Genomic DNA, 15,108 nt, shown 5'->3' on the forward strand with positions numbered 1-15,108 from the left:
CTGGATCGTCGGCGTTGGTCTCAGACCGAAAGGATCAAACCCCAGAAGGGTCTGATTCGTCTGGCCGCCGGTCCGCCCTTGATGTAACAGGGCCCGCGGCACGCACATCCTGCTTCGCTGGTGCGATCCCCTCCGGTTTTCTGTCAAATTAAACGACAGGAACTTTTTCTTTCCATGAAAAGAATGCTTATTAATGCAACTCATCCTGAAGAGTTGCGCGTCGCTCTGGTTGACGGCCAGCGTCTGTTTGATCTTGATATCGAATCCAGCTCCCGCGAGCAGAAAAAAGCCAACATCTACAAAGGCCGCATTACCCGCGTTGAGCCCAGCCTAGAGGCCGCCTTTGTGGATTTCGGTGCCGAGCGCCATGGCTTTCTGCCGCTGAAGGAAATTTCCAAGGAGTACTTCAAGAAGTCCCCCGGCCAGATTGAAGGCAAGATCAACATCAAGGATGTTGTCTCCGAAGGCCAGGAAGTCATCATACAAGTCGACAAGGAAGAGCGTGGCAACAAGGGCGCAGCCCTCACCACCTTTATTTCCCTGGCCGGCCGCTACCTCGTGCTCATGCCCAACAACCCCCGTGCCGGCGGCATCTCCCGCCGTATCGAAGGTGACGAGCGGGCCCAGCTCAAGGAAGCCATGAACGATGTCCAGGTACCGAAATCCATGGGCATTATTGTTCGCACCGCCGGAATCGGCCGTAGTACAGAAGAGCTCCAGTGGGATCTTGATTACCTGGTTCAGTTCTGGGAAGCCATCACCCAGGCCGCAGGCGAGCGCAAGGCGCCCTTCCTGATCCACCAGGAAAGCAATGTGATCATCCGTGCGGTTCGAGACTACCTTCGCCAGGACATCGGCGAGGTTCTGATTGATTCGAACGGGGTCTATGAAGATGTTCTGAATTTCGTTCGTGCGGTGATGCCCACCTTCGAAAACAAGATCAAGCTATACAAGGATGAAATCCCGCTGTTCAGCCGCTATCAGATTGAAGGGCAGATCGAAACCGCGTTCCAGCGGGAAGTGAAACTGCCCTCGGGCGGCTCCATCGTGATCGACCCGACCGAGGCCCTGGTCTCCATCGATATCAACTCCTCCCGCGCCACCAAGGGCCAGGACATCGAAGAGACCGCGCTCCAGACCAACCTGGAAGCGGCCGAGGAAATCGCACGCCAGCTTCGCCTGCGCGACATGGGCGGCCTGATTGTCATCGACTTCATCGATATGACGCCCGCCAAACACCAGCGGGAAGTTGAACAGAAGATGCGAGAGGCCCTGGAAATCGACCGGGCCCGGGTTCAGGTAGGCAAGATCTCCCGGTTTGGCCTGTTGGAAATGTCCCGTCAGCGCCTGCGCCCCTCCCTCGGTGAGACCCGCAGCGAAGTATGCCCCCGCTGTGAAGGCCAGGGCACGATTCGTGGCATCGAATCTCTTGCCCTGAGCATCATGCGCCTGATCTACGAGGAATCCTCGAAAGACAAGACCGGCGAAGTCCGGGCTGTCGTGCCGGTTTCTGTTGCCACCTTCCTGCTCAATGAGAAGCGCAAGCAGCTGGCCGACATTGAGGCCCGACAGGAAGTCAGCGTGGTGGTGGTTCCGGTTCCACACATGGAAACCCCACATTTTGAAATCGTCCGGATGCGTCAGGATGAAACCACGCCCGAGCATATCTCCAGCCACCAGGTGGCCCAGGAGTATAGCGAGCGTGAAGAGGAAATCTTCGAAGCCCCTGCCGCTGAAAAGCCGGTTCGCGAACAGGCCGCAGTGAAGGCCATTCGGCCCAGCGCGCCTGCGCCCACTCCGGCAGCGCCCAAGGCTGTCGAATCAGCCGATCAGGAAGAAGGCCTGTTCCGCCGGCTTGGCCGCAAGATAGCCTGCTTCTTCAGCGGCGAGGAAGAGCAACAGACCGAGAATCGTGATCAGGGTAAGAACCAGCGCGAGGACCGGCGCAACCAGGGTCGCCAGGATCGTCGCAAATCACGGGTGGCCCGTGGCGATGACCAGCGTTCAGGTGGCAATCGCAGTGGCAACGATCGCCGTCAGGGTGGCCAGCAGAGCCGCGGAGATGACAACCGTGGTGGTCGCGGGCGCAACCGTAATGATGAGCAGAACCGTGGCAACCAGAATCGCCAGGGCGCAGACAACAAAGGCTCCGATAATCGCGGAGGCGATAACAAGGGCAGTGACAACAAAGGCGCTGACAATCGCCGTGACAACCGTCGCGACAACCAGGGTCGTGGCCGCAACAAGCCCCAGCGGGACCAGAAGGACAACCGCGATCAGAAGGAACAGAAAGACCAGGGCCCGCAGGATAATGCAGCCAAATCCGGCGCTGCCGACAAACCCGGCTCTGATGAGAAACGACGCAAGCCACGTCGCCAGCGCAACCGTGACGGCTCGCCGTCTGAAGCTGCGGCATCCACGCCCGCGGATCGCAAAGCGGCTCGTAGCGAGAAGCATCAGAAAGACACCCAGCCGGAGCAAACTCGTGAAGATGCCAAGCCGGAAGTAAAAGCCGAACAACCGAAGGACGCCGGCAACAAGGCACCGGAAAAGGCCGAAACCCGGACTGAAACAACGCCTGCAGCGAAGGAAGAGCCCAAGGCCCCTGCAGCCGGGCAAGAGCCAAAACCGGAAGCAAAGAAGGCGCAGAAGCCCGAGCAGGCTGTTGCAGATAAGGCATCTTCGGATAGCAAGCCCCAGGCAAAGCCGGAAGAGTCAGCAAAAGCCGCTGACAAAGCCGCTGAAAAGCCTGAAGCCGAAAAGTCTGAAAAAGCCGAGCCGGCCAAGACTGACAAAATGGCCGAAACCCGTCAGCAGACTGAAGCGAAGCCTGAAAAAGCGCCCGAGAAAGCTCAGAAACCAGCCGTTGAAAAAGACACCGCCAAAACGGGCGATGCCAAAGCGGAAGAGCCAAAACCGGCAGCCGAGAGTGCCGATCAGACGCCCAAAGCAGAACCTGTCAAACAGGCAGAGACCGCTGAGGCCAAGACTGCAGCGAAAGATAAAGACGCGTCAAAAGCCAGCCAGGAGACCGCCTCTGTGGCAGCCGAACCTGAGAAGGCCGAGACTGAGAAAACCGAGAAGACCTCAGCAACCGAGGCATCAGCGAAGGACAAGCCTGCCGAAGCACCGGCAGTTGATGTTCCGGTCACCCCGGGACGCGCCTACAATGACCCAAGAGAAGTCCGCAAGCGCCAGAAGGCTGCGGAAGAGGCCAAAAAGGCCGGGAGTAACTAACTGATGCTATCGAATTCCGACATTGAAGCGCTGGAAGACATCCTCTTTGCGGAGCCCTGGGGCGATGATGCCCTGGACTTCTTCGGTTTCCACGGGGTGGTCTGTGCCAGCGTTGTCGGCCCGGCTGAACTGAGCGCGGAAGAAATCTTCCGCCTCGCTACGGGCGCCGATCAGGTGCCCGACACCGGGATCCCCGAGGTGTTCAGACGCTGTGCTGGCCAGTTGGCCAATGACATGATCCATGCCCTGGACCTGGGGCAGGCTCTGGAACTACCGGAACCTGAAGACGGCGATCCGATGAACGCTCTGGAAAACTGGTGCGCCGGGTTCGTGGACACCTTCCTCGAGCACGAGGAGGAGTGGCTGGAAGCCGCCAGCGAGGAAGAAACCGCGGATCTGATGCTGCCTATGCTGACCCTCTCAGGCCTGTTCGATGACGAGGATTTCCAGAAGGTTCGCAACAGTGACAAACTGTCCCGGCAGATGGCCGACGCCATACCGGAGTCACTGACAGATCTGTACCTGCTGTTTCACGCACCGGATTAAACCGGCGCAGGTCTCAGAATGGGTTGCCTGAATGAATGCCAGACCGGCTCAAGCCCGTCTGGCATTTTCATGATACGCCCGAGTTCACACCAGGGAGCGCCTGGAAAATGAAAGTCGCTACCCTGTGAAGCCAGCAGTTTCTCTTTCCGGCACAGCTCAGCCAGAAACCCCAGATCGCCACTGGACTGCCCGGACGTCGACACTTCAATTGCCCTGCCGCCTGCCCGGCGGAAGTCGGCCGTCAGTTCGCGGAGCTTGGTCGCGGTGAGCTGATATTTTCGCGGATGAGCAAGCACCGCAATACCGCCAGCCTCGTTGATCCAACGGACAACCTCGGAAAGCTCCGGCCAATAGGCCTTCACATCACCAGTCTTGCCGTTACCCAGATAACGCTTGAAAGCCTGGGCAGCATTGCGGACAACACCGGCCTCTGTCAGAACCGCGGCGAAGTGAGGTCGACCCGGAACGTCACCACCGGCAACCTCAGTGGCTTTTCCCAGAAGATCATCGATACCGAGTTTCCCCAGGCGCTCGGCAATCATTCGTGCGCGTGCCCAGCGATTCTCGTTCTGCCCCTGCAGGGCCCGCCGAAAATCGGGCGCTTCAGGGTCGAAATCCAGGCCAACAATGTGAATGGTCCGGCTTTTCCAGAGACAGGAGAGTTCGACCCCGGGAATCAGCACTACACCACACTCGCGGGCGGCACTTTCTGCTTCAGCAAGTCCGGCGACGGTGTCATGGTCGGTCAACGACAAATGACTGACTCCGTGCCCGGCCGCACGTTCAACCAGCGCCGCTGGTGATAGCGCGCCGTCAGAGGCGGTACTGTGGCAATGCAGATCAATGCACAAATCCGGGTCTTGCGGTATAGTCACGGAATATCCTGAATCATCAGATAACTGGCGGCATGCCATTGCGTTACAGTGTACCAGCCAACCCTTGCGCGACACGACCGCTGATTGCCTGCCTGAGTACCTAGTCAATGCCATTCCGGAGAGCTGAATGTATTACGCCATTATCAGTGAAGATGTCGAGAACAGCCTGCCGTTGCGTCAGTCTGCGAGGCCTGCACACATCGAACGCCTCCAGGCACTGAAAGCCGAGGGCCGACTACTGGTTGCCGGACCTCATCCAGCGCTTGATACCCCGGAACCCGGCGATGCTGGCTTTACCGGCAGCCTGGTTGTTGCGGAGTTTGATTCGCTGGAGGCGGCCCAGGCCTGGGCTGATGCCGATCCATACATAGACGCCGGGGTTTACCAGAAAGTCGTTGTAAAGCCCTTCAAAGCGGTTCTGCCGTGAGTGGAACCTCGGGGCACCATGAGGTTATTGTAATGATGGCTTGCTTGCACGGCGGGGCATCTGTGACAAAATTGCGCTTTTAATCAGGCTCAGATTTCAACCGCGGAATTTCAGGGAACGTAACCAGTGACGCTTTTTCGTCTCGCCATCAGTGTATTGTTTGCAGTGTCGTCCATCGCCGTTGCCCAGGCCAAGACCGTCTGGGTAGACGACCAGCTGTACCTGCCGCTCAGATCCGGCGCAGGCTCCCAGTACAGGATCGTCGAAAACGCGGTTCCAAGCGGGACTCCTCTCGAAGTCCTGGAGGCATCCGATTCCGGGTATACCCGTGTGCGCACTCCAAAAGGCAACGAGGGATGGGTCTCCAGCCAGTACCTGAGCGAAACGCCCATTGCTGCAGACCAGCTCAGAACAGCCAACCGCCAGCTGGAAGAAACCCGTGCCGAGCTGGCCAGCGTGAAAGAGGAGCTGGCCAAGGTCACCAGCGAACGGGACGCTCTGGAAAACTCGGAGTCCTCTCTCTCAAGTCGTTCCGAGGAGCTTCAGGAGGAACTTCAGCGGATCAAAAGTATCGCGTCCGATTCCATTAACCTGGAACGCCGCAATGGCGAACTTCGTGAGGAGAACCAGAAGCTTCGCAATGATCTTGAGGTACTCACGGCGGAAAACGAACGTCTCGAAGCCAGTAAGGAATACGACTTCATGTTGCTGGGAGCCGGCCTGGTTCTCGGTGGCGTGCTGCTGGCTCTGATTATTCCGATGCTCAAACCAACAAGAAAAACCGACAACTGGGCCTGACACCATGAAGGATTATTCGGAAAAACGCGATTTTCACCGCATGCAGGTAAACTCTGAGATTGAAATTACCGACAGCCGGGGCAACCGCTTCAAAGGGCTCTGCCGGGACCTGAGTGCCACAGGCATGCAGCTTTTCGTCGAGCAGGAAGTGGCTGTGGGCGAGGAGCTTCAAACGGTCCTTCACCCCAGCAGTGATCAGTTCCCACCATTGGAAACGGTCTGTGAAGTCATTCGGTGTGAGCCTGAGGGCGACGGATTCCTGTTAGGGACAAACATCAGCGAAGTGACTCGCTGAACGAAAAACGGCGGCCACTGGCCGCCGTTTTTGTTTTCGTGGGATCTCCGGAACAAAGCCTCAGACCAGAGGCTTCTCGGAGACAATGATGCCGTTGTTATCCGCGTAGACATACTGTCCTGGGTGAAAGGTCACACCGTGGAAGGTGACCGGTACGTTCAGGTCGCCAAGGCCTCGTTTCTCGCTCTTCCTCGGATGAGTGCCCAGAGCCTGAACACCCAACGCGGTGTTACCAATTTCATCCACGTCCCGCACGCAGCCATAAATGATCAGGCCGGCCCAGCCGTTGCTGGCGGCCTTTTCTGCCAGCATATCGCCCAGCAGCGCATGGCGTTTTGAAGCACCACCATCCACAACCATCACACGTCCGTTTCCGGGCTGGCCGACCTGCTCTTTCACCACGGAATTGTCTTCGAAGCACTTTACGGTAACAATCTCACCGCCAAACGCCTTGTTGCCGCCATAGTTATTGAAACCAGGCTCTGCAACCAGCACTTCCGGAAATTCGTCGCACAGGTCCGGGGTAATAATCGTCGTCACGTTGTCGTTCTCCTAATCCTGGAAATGAACTCAGTCGATTTTTTCGTCGGCCAGGAAGAACCAGGTGTCCAGTACCGAATCCGGGTTGAGGGAAACGGTATCAATACCCTGATCCATCAGCCATTTGGCGAGATCCGGATGATCCGACGGTCCCTGACCACAAATGCCGATGTACTTGCCGGCCTTCTTACAGGCCTGAATAGCATTGGACAACAGCGCCTTGACCGCATCGTTGCGCTCGTCAAACAGATGGGCAATGATCCCGGAATCACGGTCCAGGCCGAGGGTGAGCTGGGTCAGGTCGTTTGAGCCGATTGAAAAGCCGTCGAAATGCTCCAGGAACTGATCGGCCAGAATGGCGTTCGCCGGCAGCTCGCACATCATGATGACACGGAGGCCGTTGTCACCTCGCTTCAAGCCGTTCTCGGCCAGCAGGCTCACCACCTGTTCAGCTTCACCCACGGTGCGCACGAACGGAACCATGACTTCGACATTGGTCAGGCCCATTTCATTACGCACCTTTTTCAGGGCGCGGCACTCGAGCTCGAAACAATCCCGGAAGGTTTCGGAAATGTAGCGGGAAGCCCCCCGGAAGCCGAGCATCGGGTTTTCTTCATCCGGCTCGTACAGAGTGCCGCCGATCAGGTTCGCGTACTCGTTGGATTTGAAATCCGACAGCCGCACAATCACCTTCTTCGGTGCGAACGCTGCGGCCAGGGTAGAAATACCCTCCACCAGCTTGTCGACGTAGAAGTCCACCGGCGAGCTGTAGCCGGAGATCCGCTTTTCAACGGTCTGCTTGATATCCCGCGGCAGCCCGTCGAAATTCAGCAGCGCCTTGGGATGCACACCGATCATCCGGTTAATGATGAACTCCAGCCGCGCCAGACCAACACCCTCGTTGGGCAGTGCCTGGAAATCAAAGGCCCGGTCCGGGTTGCCCACGTTCATCATGATCTTGAACGGAATATTGGGCATGGAATCCACGGTGTTTTCCCGAAGCTCGAAATCCAGGGCACCCTCATAGATCATGCCGGTGTCGCCCTCGGCACAGGAAACCGTCACTTCCTGGCCATCCTTCAAAACCTCGGTCGCATCACCGCAACCAACAACCGCCGGAATACCAAGCTCCCGGGCAATAATGGCTGCGTGGCAGGTACGCCCGCCACGATCGGTGACAATGGCGGAGGCCCGCTTCATTACCGGTTCCCAGTCAGGATCCGTCATGTCCGTTACCAGGACATCACCGGCCTGAACGCGATCCATTTCCTTGATGCTGGTAATGATCTTTACCGGGCCGCTGCCAATCTTGTGGCCAATACTTCGACCCTCAACCAGCACCTTGCCGGTTTCGTTCAACAGGTAACGCTCCATCACGTTGGCCGAGGCGCGGCTCTTCACCGTCTCTGGACGGGCCTGAACGATGTAGATCTTGCCGTCGTCACCATCTTTCGCCCACTCGATGTCCATGGGGCGCTGGTAGTGTTTCTCGATAATCATGGCCTGGCGGGCCAGGTCTTCCACCTCGGCATCGGTGATGCAGAAACGGTTACGGTCTTCCTGCTCGACCTTTACCGTTTCTACAAACTCACCCTCACCCGGTTTGGTGTGATAGACCATCTTGATGGCCTTGCTACCCAGGTTGCGACGCAGGACAGCCGGCCGATTAGCTTCCAAAGTGGGCTTGTGCACGTAAAATTCATCGGGGTTAACAGCACCCTGAACGACCGTCTCGCCCAGACCGTAGGAGGCGGTCACAAACACCACATCACGGAAGCCGGATTCAGTATCCAGGGTGAACATAACGCCACTGGCTGCAGTTTCACTGCGCACCATTTTCTGGATGCCGGCCGAGAGCGCGACCATCTTGTGGTCGAAGCCATGATGCACACGGTAGGAAATTGCTCGGTCATTGAACAGGGAGGCGAATACCTCCTTCACCGACGTGCGGACCTGTTCAAGACCCACTACGTTCAGGAAGGTTTCCTGCTGGCCGGCGAACGACGCATCCGGCAGATCTTCGGCAGTAGCAGACGAACGAACCGCAACCGCCATGTGCTCATTGCCATCCTGCAGGGCGGCAAAGGATTCTTTCAGGGCATTTTCCAGAACGTCCGGAAAGGGCGTTTCAATGATCCACTGGCGGATCATTGCACCAACCCGGGCCAGCTCATTGACATCGTTGATGTCCAGGGCATCCAGAGCCTCATCGATGCGTCCTTTCAGACCGTCTGTGGCCAGGAATTCACGATAGGCATGTGCGGTGGTGGCAAAGCCACCCGGAACGGTAACACCTGCGTTGGCGAGATTACTGATCATTTCGCCGAGTGAGGCGTTCTTGCCGCCTACCCGATCGACATCGGACATTCCCAGGTGATCAAACCAGATAATGTAATCTTCCAAAGCATGTCTCCCTTGAGTCTGTGAAGCAAAGAGCAAAACCGGGCCAGCGGTATCAAGCGGTAAAATCCACTGCGGAGTCTCGAACTTGGCGTGTATGATACTGTAACCTGCGGAAATTACCTAGGCCACCAAGCTCGGGGAATAAAGGAACCAAGGAACCGGACGATACAGCATGAAACGCACTGCTTTTTTCATTTCGGATGGCACAGGCCTCACCGCCGAGGCACTGGGCCACAGCCTTCTGGCCCAGTTCGAGAAGATCGAATTTGAACGGATCACCGTTCCCTACATTGCGGACGAAGAAAAAGCCCGGGAAATGGTGAAACGGATCAACAAGGCGGCCGAGACCGATGGTGCCCGCCCACTGGTGTTCGACACCATTGTGAACAGTGATGTCCGGGACATCATCGCCACCGCAGAAGGTTTTATGGTGGATATTTTCGGCACCTTCCTCAATCCTCTGGAGCAGGAGCTCCAGTCGTCATCCTCGTACACCGTTGGCAAATCTCACGCCATCAACAATGAAGGAAGCTACGAGCGCCGTATCAAGGCCGTCAATTTCGCGCTCGACAACGACGATGGAGCCCGCACACGACACTACGACGAAGCCGACCTGATCCTGGTGGGTGCCTCCCGAAGCGGTAAAACCCCCACGTGCCTCTATCTGGCACTGCAATACGGCGTCAAGGCGGCAAACTACCCGATCACGGAAGAGGATCTGGAGGATCAGCAGATACCGGCCGCCCTGAAACCTCACAAAGAGAAGATTTTCGGGCTGACCATCGATCCGGAGCGGCTTGCCACCATACGCAACGAACGTCGACCCAATTCGCGGTACTCGTCCATAAAGCAGTGCATGCATGAAATCGAGGAAATCGAGCTGATGTACCGGCGGGAGCGGATTCCCTACCTGAACACCACAGCCTACTCTGTGGAGGAAATTTCCACCCGGATCATGGTAACCACGGGGCTGAAGCGAAATCGCTAGATTGGGGTCAGATGAAAAAGGGGTCAGATGAAAAATTCATCTGACCCCAGCTTCAAGACCTGCTTTATAGCTCCTGAATCTCCAGGCCCAGCTTCTCGGCTCTTGCCCGGTTTTCCGGGCTGGTTACCACGGCGGTGCTGGCCTTATCCGGCACCAGCCAGGTTCTGGCAACGCGTTTGAGATCTTCCAGGGTGACAGCAAGCACCCGCTCACGGAACCTCGCCCGTTGCTCTGGCGTACGGCCAAACAGCTTGTTGTGGAAGGCATGACGAGCGGCTCCTGCCGGCGACCGTGGTCTGTCGAGTTGGCCAATGACGCCAAGAATCGACTCCTCCAGCTCCTGATACTCGTGGTCATTGTCCTGCAGCCACGCCAGCGCCTGGTCGAAATCATCCAGCGTTTCCTCCAACCGCGGATCCCGGTAAGAGAAGAACCGGAAGGTGCCGTTTACACTATCCTGTCCGGCACCGCCACCGTAGGCACCGCCCTTTTCCCGGATCGCCCGGTGCAGGTAACCGTTACGCAGGAAGCCACCCAGCACAGTCAATGCCGCCGCATCCGGATGATCCACGGGCACGGTGCTGTAGGCTTTGGAGCAGAAGTTCACCTGGGTCGATGTGAGCCAGGCCTCCCGGGTGGTGTAGTTGACCGGCTCCATCTTCCAGCCTGCGACGGACGCATCACAAGCGTCACGCCAGCAGGACTTCAGGTCATCGACCATCGCCGGGAGCTGCTCTTCCTCGCCAATCACCAGGAACTCACGGCCCTGGTTGCGGATTTTCTCGTGCAGTGCGGCCAGTTTTTCGCACAGGGCAGTCAATTCTTCCGGATCTTTCAGGGCCTGATCCAACTGCTTGGTGCCGCGGATACCGGCAAGACCACCCAGACGGAAGGATAGCCAGGCGCCCGGGCTCATGCCCTGGGAGGCGGCCCCCATCGCGAGGGCATGACCACTGCCGGTTACTGCCTGCTCGCGGCGGGCACGGATCTGGGCAATGATCTCCCGGATCCGCTCTTTCTCATCGAAACGGGCGTCGGTGTAGACGTCCCGCAGCAGGCGGGTCAGTGCGCTTCTGTTCCGGGCCAGTGCCTTGCCGTTAAAGATAATATATCCGGACAGATCCTGGACATCGTCGATACGGCCCTTGGCACTGAACGCCGCACCAATGCCACCGGACTCCGCGGAAATGCGGTCCTGCATCTGCAAATAATCCAGCTCACCGCAGCCCACCTCAGAGATCAGGGTGGTGTAGTAAGGCACCAGCAGCAGTTCCTCTTCGGTGAGCGCCGGGACCGGCACAACAACCTGTTCGTAAACCAGACCGTTGGTGCCACGGGCATACACCGTTGCGGAGATATCGCCGTCATACCGGCCTTCCGGCTCTGGCATTTGCAGGGGCACATCAGACAGATCCACTTTTGGCAGAATGGAGTCATCGTCCTTCTGCATCTGGCGCTCTTCCAGTGCCTTTGCCCGATCAACAATCATCCGGACTTCATCGTCGGTCAACTCAGCCTTACGGCGGGCCAGGGCTTCACGGATGGCCTCCTGCCGATGGGACTCAAGCTTTTCATCCGGCCGCAACGTCAGAGTGACCCGATGAGGATTCTCCAGAAGCTTCCTGCGGATCAGATCGGGTACGTACTGCGGGTCCCGGATTTTTTCCCGGAGCGATGCCAGTACCGGCTCAAGATCCAGTAATTCCACAGGGTCGCCACCGTGCACCATGGGCGCGATCGCACTCATGATCAGCTGCAGGCCATAGGGGAACTGGTCGCCGGCAATTTCACGCTGGTGCAGTTCGAGCTGGTGCAAGATGGCTTCCAGTCGCTCCTCGCTGACACCGTCTTCCACCACCTTGAGCAGGGTGGATTCGATCAGCGTCTCCAGCTCCTTGTGCTTCTCCGGCTCACTGCCTTCGATACCGCAGACAAAGGTCATCTCGCGGTTGGAGTCCTCCAGGCCACACATGGGTGATGGCGAGTGCCCCAGCTCCGTCGTCTCCAGGGCCCGCATCAGCGGCGAGGCGCTGTTTTCCAGAAGCACCGCTGACAACAGCTGGCCTTCAAGGTTTTCCTGCAGGTCAAAACTGTGTCCCAGCAGCCAGCCAACCACAATGTGGGTCTTGTTGTCGGTACCCTCACCTTCATTGACAGCGTATCCCTGCTCCACCCTTACCGGGGCAAACATGCGCTTTTCGTCCCGAACCGGCAGCTCGATGTTCAGCCGGTCAAACCGTTTGAGCGCCAGCTCCTCGAACTTTGCATGGTGCTCGTGGGCAGGAATATCACCGTAGGTGGCAAAGATCGCATTGCTGGGATGATAATGGTGGCGGTAGAACTTCAACAGGTCTTCGTAGGTTAGATCGACAATATGGTCTGGCTCACCACCACTGTTGTAGTGATAGGTGGTGGTCGGGAACAGGTGACTGCTGAGGTTTTGCCACAACTGCGACGTGGGCGAACTCATGGCGCCCTTCATTTCGTTATAGACGACACCGCGATAGACCAGATCGGTAGAGGGATCTTCCGGTTTATCGAACTCCAGGCGGTGACCTTCCTGGGCGAAATCCAGCGGATCCAGCTTGGAGAAGAACACGCAGTCCAGGTAGACCGACAAAAGATTGTCAAAGTCTTTCCGGTTCATGCTGGCGAAGGGATAGGCAGTCCAGTCGCTGCTGGTAAAAGCATTCATGAAGGTGTTCAGTGACCGCCGGATCATCATGAAGAACGGGTCACGGACCGGATAACGCTCGCTCCCGCACAGCGCGGTGTGTTCGAGAATATGGGCCACGCCGGTGGAATCCATCGGGAAGGTTCGCAGGGCCACGAAGAACACATTCTCGTCGTTATCTGCAGCCAGATGGAGATGCCGGGCCCCGGTTTTTTTGTGACGATACTCCTCAACCTCGAGGTTGAGTGTGTCGATCCGGTGACTGCGAAGCTTCTCAAAGGCCGGATGGGTTGCGTTGTCGATCACTGCAGCCATTCAAACTATCCTGTCGTTAAACAATTGGAGAACTGTAGGGTAACACGTAGTATCGATTATCATGCATCACTCCCGTAGCCATAAGGTACCCCGCCCGTCCATGACAACACCCGCACCTCAATCAAAGGCTGTTGACGCCCCGGAAGTTGCCGCCTGGTGGGCGGAACGCCGCCGTTACCTTGACCGAATCCGGAAAGTCCCGGAAATCAGACAACGTTTCTGGCGGGAAGTTGCCGTTTATCTGCTTCGCCGTTTGCTCTGGTCGTTCGGATTCTTTCCGGTCTTTATCGCTTTCTGGGTCCCGTTCGTGATGGCCAGCTTCAATCCGGTTGTCATGGCCTCGGATCTGATTCCATTGTTGCAGGATTTCGTCAATTCCAACCCGGAAGTGCAGGCCACCACCATGAGTACACTGGTCATTGCCTGGGCCTCTATCGGCTTTTTCTTCCTGGTGTTTGATTTTGTGCTAACCCCGTTCAAGTCACCCTATGAATACGAAGCGGATGTGTACATGAGATCATGGGAGCAACTCAACCATGACCAGCTTCCGGATAAAGTGTGATTTGGCCTGCATTCTCGTTAACTCCAGACACTTTCTGTTACATAACGTTGCACTCACTGGTTAAGATGAAGCCATAAACAGAATTTCAAGAATGCAGGATTAAGAGGTTCCGCCATGGTCGATTTCAGACCACTTCTGTTCATTAACGCCCTGGCGCTTATGTTGCTGGTCACCGCCGGGTTCGCATCGGTCCGGGACGACCTGCGGATGACGGAAGCCTTTGAACCGCCCGCCGCCGATCAGGTTGCTGCTTCGAATCCCACTGAGCCCGAAACCAGCGCGCCCGCCGAACCTGCCGCACCTGCATCCACCAAGGCCGAGGCGCCTGCCCCGGTTTCCCGCTCACCCGTGGTTGATACTACCCCGTTTACCATTCACCCCATGCCGGAGAACCCGGAGGTTCTGGCAGTGGCTGAACCGGCGGGAGCGATGGCAACCCGAACAGATGCAGTACCACTAACTCAGGAAGAACCGACAGAAAAACAACAGCAACCAGAGCCGCCCACGCAGGCTCTTCTGGTGCTCCGTTCGAATGTTGTGGGCGACAAGGTCACCATCAATGGCAAGGAATATGGCGCCACCCGGCTCGATCTCAAACTCGATCCGGGCCGCTACGACGTCACCATCAGCAAACCGGGCTTCAAACCCTGGAGCCGCTCCGTTGCCCTGGAAGCCGGCAACGAAATGACGCTGGTGGGCAAGCTGGAAGCCTTTACCACCGTGAATTTCAGGGACGGCGACTGGATTGGCGGTGTAAAAACCGGGGATGGCACCTATCAGGACGCCGATGGCCTGCGCTATGAGGGCCATTTTGTGGATGGTGAATTCCATGGCCAGGGCACTGCATGGTACCCCGACGGTAGCCGCTACGAAGGCGAATGGTCGGCTGGCAGGCGAGAGGGCGAAGGTGAGTGGCGCAGCGCAGACGGATCGCGTTACTCCGGAGAGTTCCGGGCTGACCAGTTCAACGGCAAGGGCACGCTGACCCTGGCAAACGGAGACATCCTGACAGGACACTGGCAGGACGGTCAGCTGAATGGCCACGGCTCCCTGACCACCGCCGATGGCATGCTTTATGTAGGCGGCTTCCGGAACGACGAGTTCCACGGCAGTGGCACCCTGACCTTCCCGGACGGTCGTCATTACGAAGGTGAATTTTCCAACGGCGACTTCCACGGAACGGGGGCCGAAGTCTTTGCCAGTGGCAAGAAATACGAGGGCGAGTACATCGAAGGGAAGTTTCACGGCAAAGGGCTGCTCAAGAACCCCAACGGCAGCTCGATCGAAGCCACTTTCCGACATGGTGAGCCTTATGGACAGGTGCGCCTGACCACGGCGGCAGGGGAAATTTTCACTGCCCGAACCACTGAACCCGGTGTCTGTTATCGGGACAAGAGCTACCGGGCCACAGAATGCCCGAAACTGGAAGGCTGGTAATCAAGACAGCC

Annotated in this window: 12 protein-coding genes; 8 read left to right on the plus strand and 4 right to left on the minus strand. The window is 57.5% G+C overall.

Translation table 11 applies throughout. From position 1 onward, the window contains the following. The first annotated feature begins 174 nt into the window (after positions 1–174). Both rne and ACESMK_RS07460 read left to right on the plus strand, forming a co-directional pair. A complete protein-coding gene (rne, locus tag ACESMK_RS07455) occupies positions 175–3,237 on the plus strand; it encodes a ribonuclease E (RefSeq protein ID WP_372996806.1) in 3,063 nt (1,020 codons plus the stop codon). 3 nt (positions 3,238–3,240) lie between these two features. Beyond that, complete coding sequence (locus ACESMK_RS07460) at positions 3,241–3,783, plus strand: YecA family protein (protein ID WP_372996808.1); 543 nt, start codon at positions 3,241–3,243, stop codon at positions 3,781–3,783. On the opposite strand, the gene ACESMK_RS07465 is transcribed toward ACESMK_RS07460, so the two are convergent. Next, positions 3,780–4,658 (minus strand): PHP domain-containing protein, encoded by an 879-nt coding sequence (locus ACESMK_RS07465; RefSeq protein WP_372996810.1) that lies wholly within the window; start codon positions 4,656–4,658, stop codon positions 3,780–3,782. The genes ACESMK_RS07460 and ACESMK_RS07465 overlap by 4 nt on opposite strands. Before the next feature lie 127 nt (positions 4,659–4,785). Between ACESMK_RS07465 and ACESMK_RS07470 the strand changes: the two genes are divergently transcribed. The 3 genes from ACESMK_RS07470 to ACESMK_RS07480 all read left to right on the plus strand — a co-directional run bounded on the left by ACESMK_RS07470 (position 4,786) and on the right by ACESMK_RS07480 (position 6,178). Next, the gene (locus ACESMK_RS07470; protein WP_372996812.1) at positions 4,786–5,085 is read left to right on the plus strand and encodes a YciI family protein; all 300 of its coding nucleotides are present in this window, start codon (positions 4,786–4,788) and stop codon (positions 5,083–5,085) included. 126 nt (positions 5,086–5,211) lie between these two features. Continuing rightward, positions 5,212–5,883 carry a TIGR04211 family SH3 domain-containing protein gene (locus ACESMK_RS07475; RefSeq protein WP_372996814.1) on the plus strand — a complete coding sequence of 224 codons (672 nt, stop codon included), beginning with the start codon at positions 5,212–5,214 and terminating at the stop codon, positions 5,881–5,883. Between the two features lie 4 nt (positions 5,884–5,887). Then, positions 5,888–6,178: a PilZ domain-containing protein gene (locus ACESMK_RS07480; RefSeq protein ID WP_372996816.1), complete on the plus strand. Its 291-nt coding sequence runs from the start codon at positions 5,888–5,890 to the stop codon at positions 6,176–6,178. 60 nt (positions 6,179–6,238) lie between these two features. On the opposite strand, the gene rraA is transcribed toward ACESMK_RS07480, so the two are convergent. Beyond that, entirely contained in the window at positions 6,239–6,718 is a 480-nt protein-coding gene (gene rraA, locus ACESMK_RS07485; protein ID WP_372996818.1) for a ribonuclease E activity regulator RraA, read from the minus strand. A 30-nt stretch (positions 6,719–6,748) separates the two neighbouring features. Continuing rightward, entirely contained in the window at positions 6,749–9,085 is a 2,337-nt protein-coding gene (gene ppsA / locus ACESMK_RS07490) for a phosphoenolpyruvate synthase (RefSeq protein ID WP_372997209.1), read from the minus strand. A gap of 208 nt (positions 9,086–9,293) precedes the next feature. On the opposite strand from ppsA, the gene ACESMK_RS07495 reads away from it, so the two are divergent. Beyond that, positions 9,294–10,109 carry a pyruvate, water dikinase regulatory protein gene (locus tag ACESMK_RS07495; protein WP_372996820.1) on the plus strand — a complete coding sequence of 272 codons (816 nt, stop codon included), beginning with the start codon at positions 9,294–9,296 and terminating at the stop codon, positions 10,107–10,109. A 64-nt stretch (positions 10,110–10,173) separates the two neighbouring features. Here ACESMK_RS07495 and ACESMK_RS07500 read toward each other — a convergent pair whose 3' ends face one another. Further along, positions 10,174–13,098, minus strand: coding sequence for an insulinase family protein (locus ACESMK_RS07500; RefSeq protein ID WP_372996822.1), 2,925 nt, complete (start codon positions 13,096–13,098; stop codon positions 10,174–10,176). 100 nt (positions 13,099–13,198) lie between these two features. Here ACESMK_RS07500 and ACESMK_RS07505 point away from each other — a divergent pair, with 100 nt between their 5' ends. Both ACESMK_RS07505 and ACESMK_RS07510 read left to right on the plus strand, forming a co-directional pair. Beyond that, complete coding sequence (locus tag ACESMK_RS07505; RefSeq protein ID WP_372996824.1) at positions 13,199–13,660, plus strand: hypothetical protein; 462 nt, start codon at positions 13,199–13,201, stop codon at positions 13,658–13,660. A 114-nt stretch (positions 13,661–13,774) separates the two neighbouring features. Beyond that, positions 13,775–15,097, plus strand: a complete 1,323-nt coding sequence (locus ACESMK_RS07510) for an MORN repeat-containing protein (protein WP_372996826.1) — start codon at positions 13,775–13,777, stop codon at positions 15,095–15,097. The last annotated feature ends 11 nt before the right edge of the window (positions 15,098–15,108 follow it).

This window comes from Marinobacter sp., assembly GCF_041687235.1.
Classification (GTDB): Bacteria; Pseudomonadota; Gammaproteobacteria; order Pseudomonadales; family Oleiphilaceae; genus Marinobacter.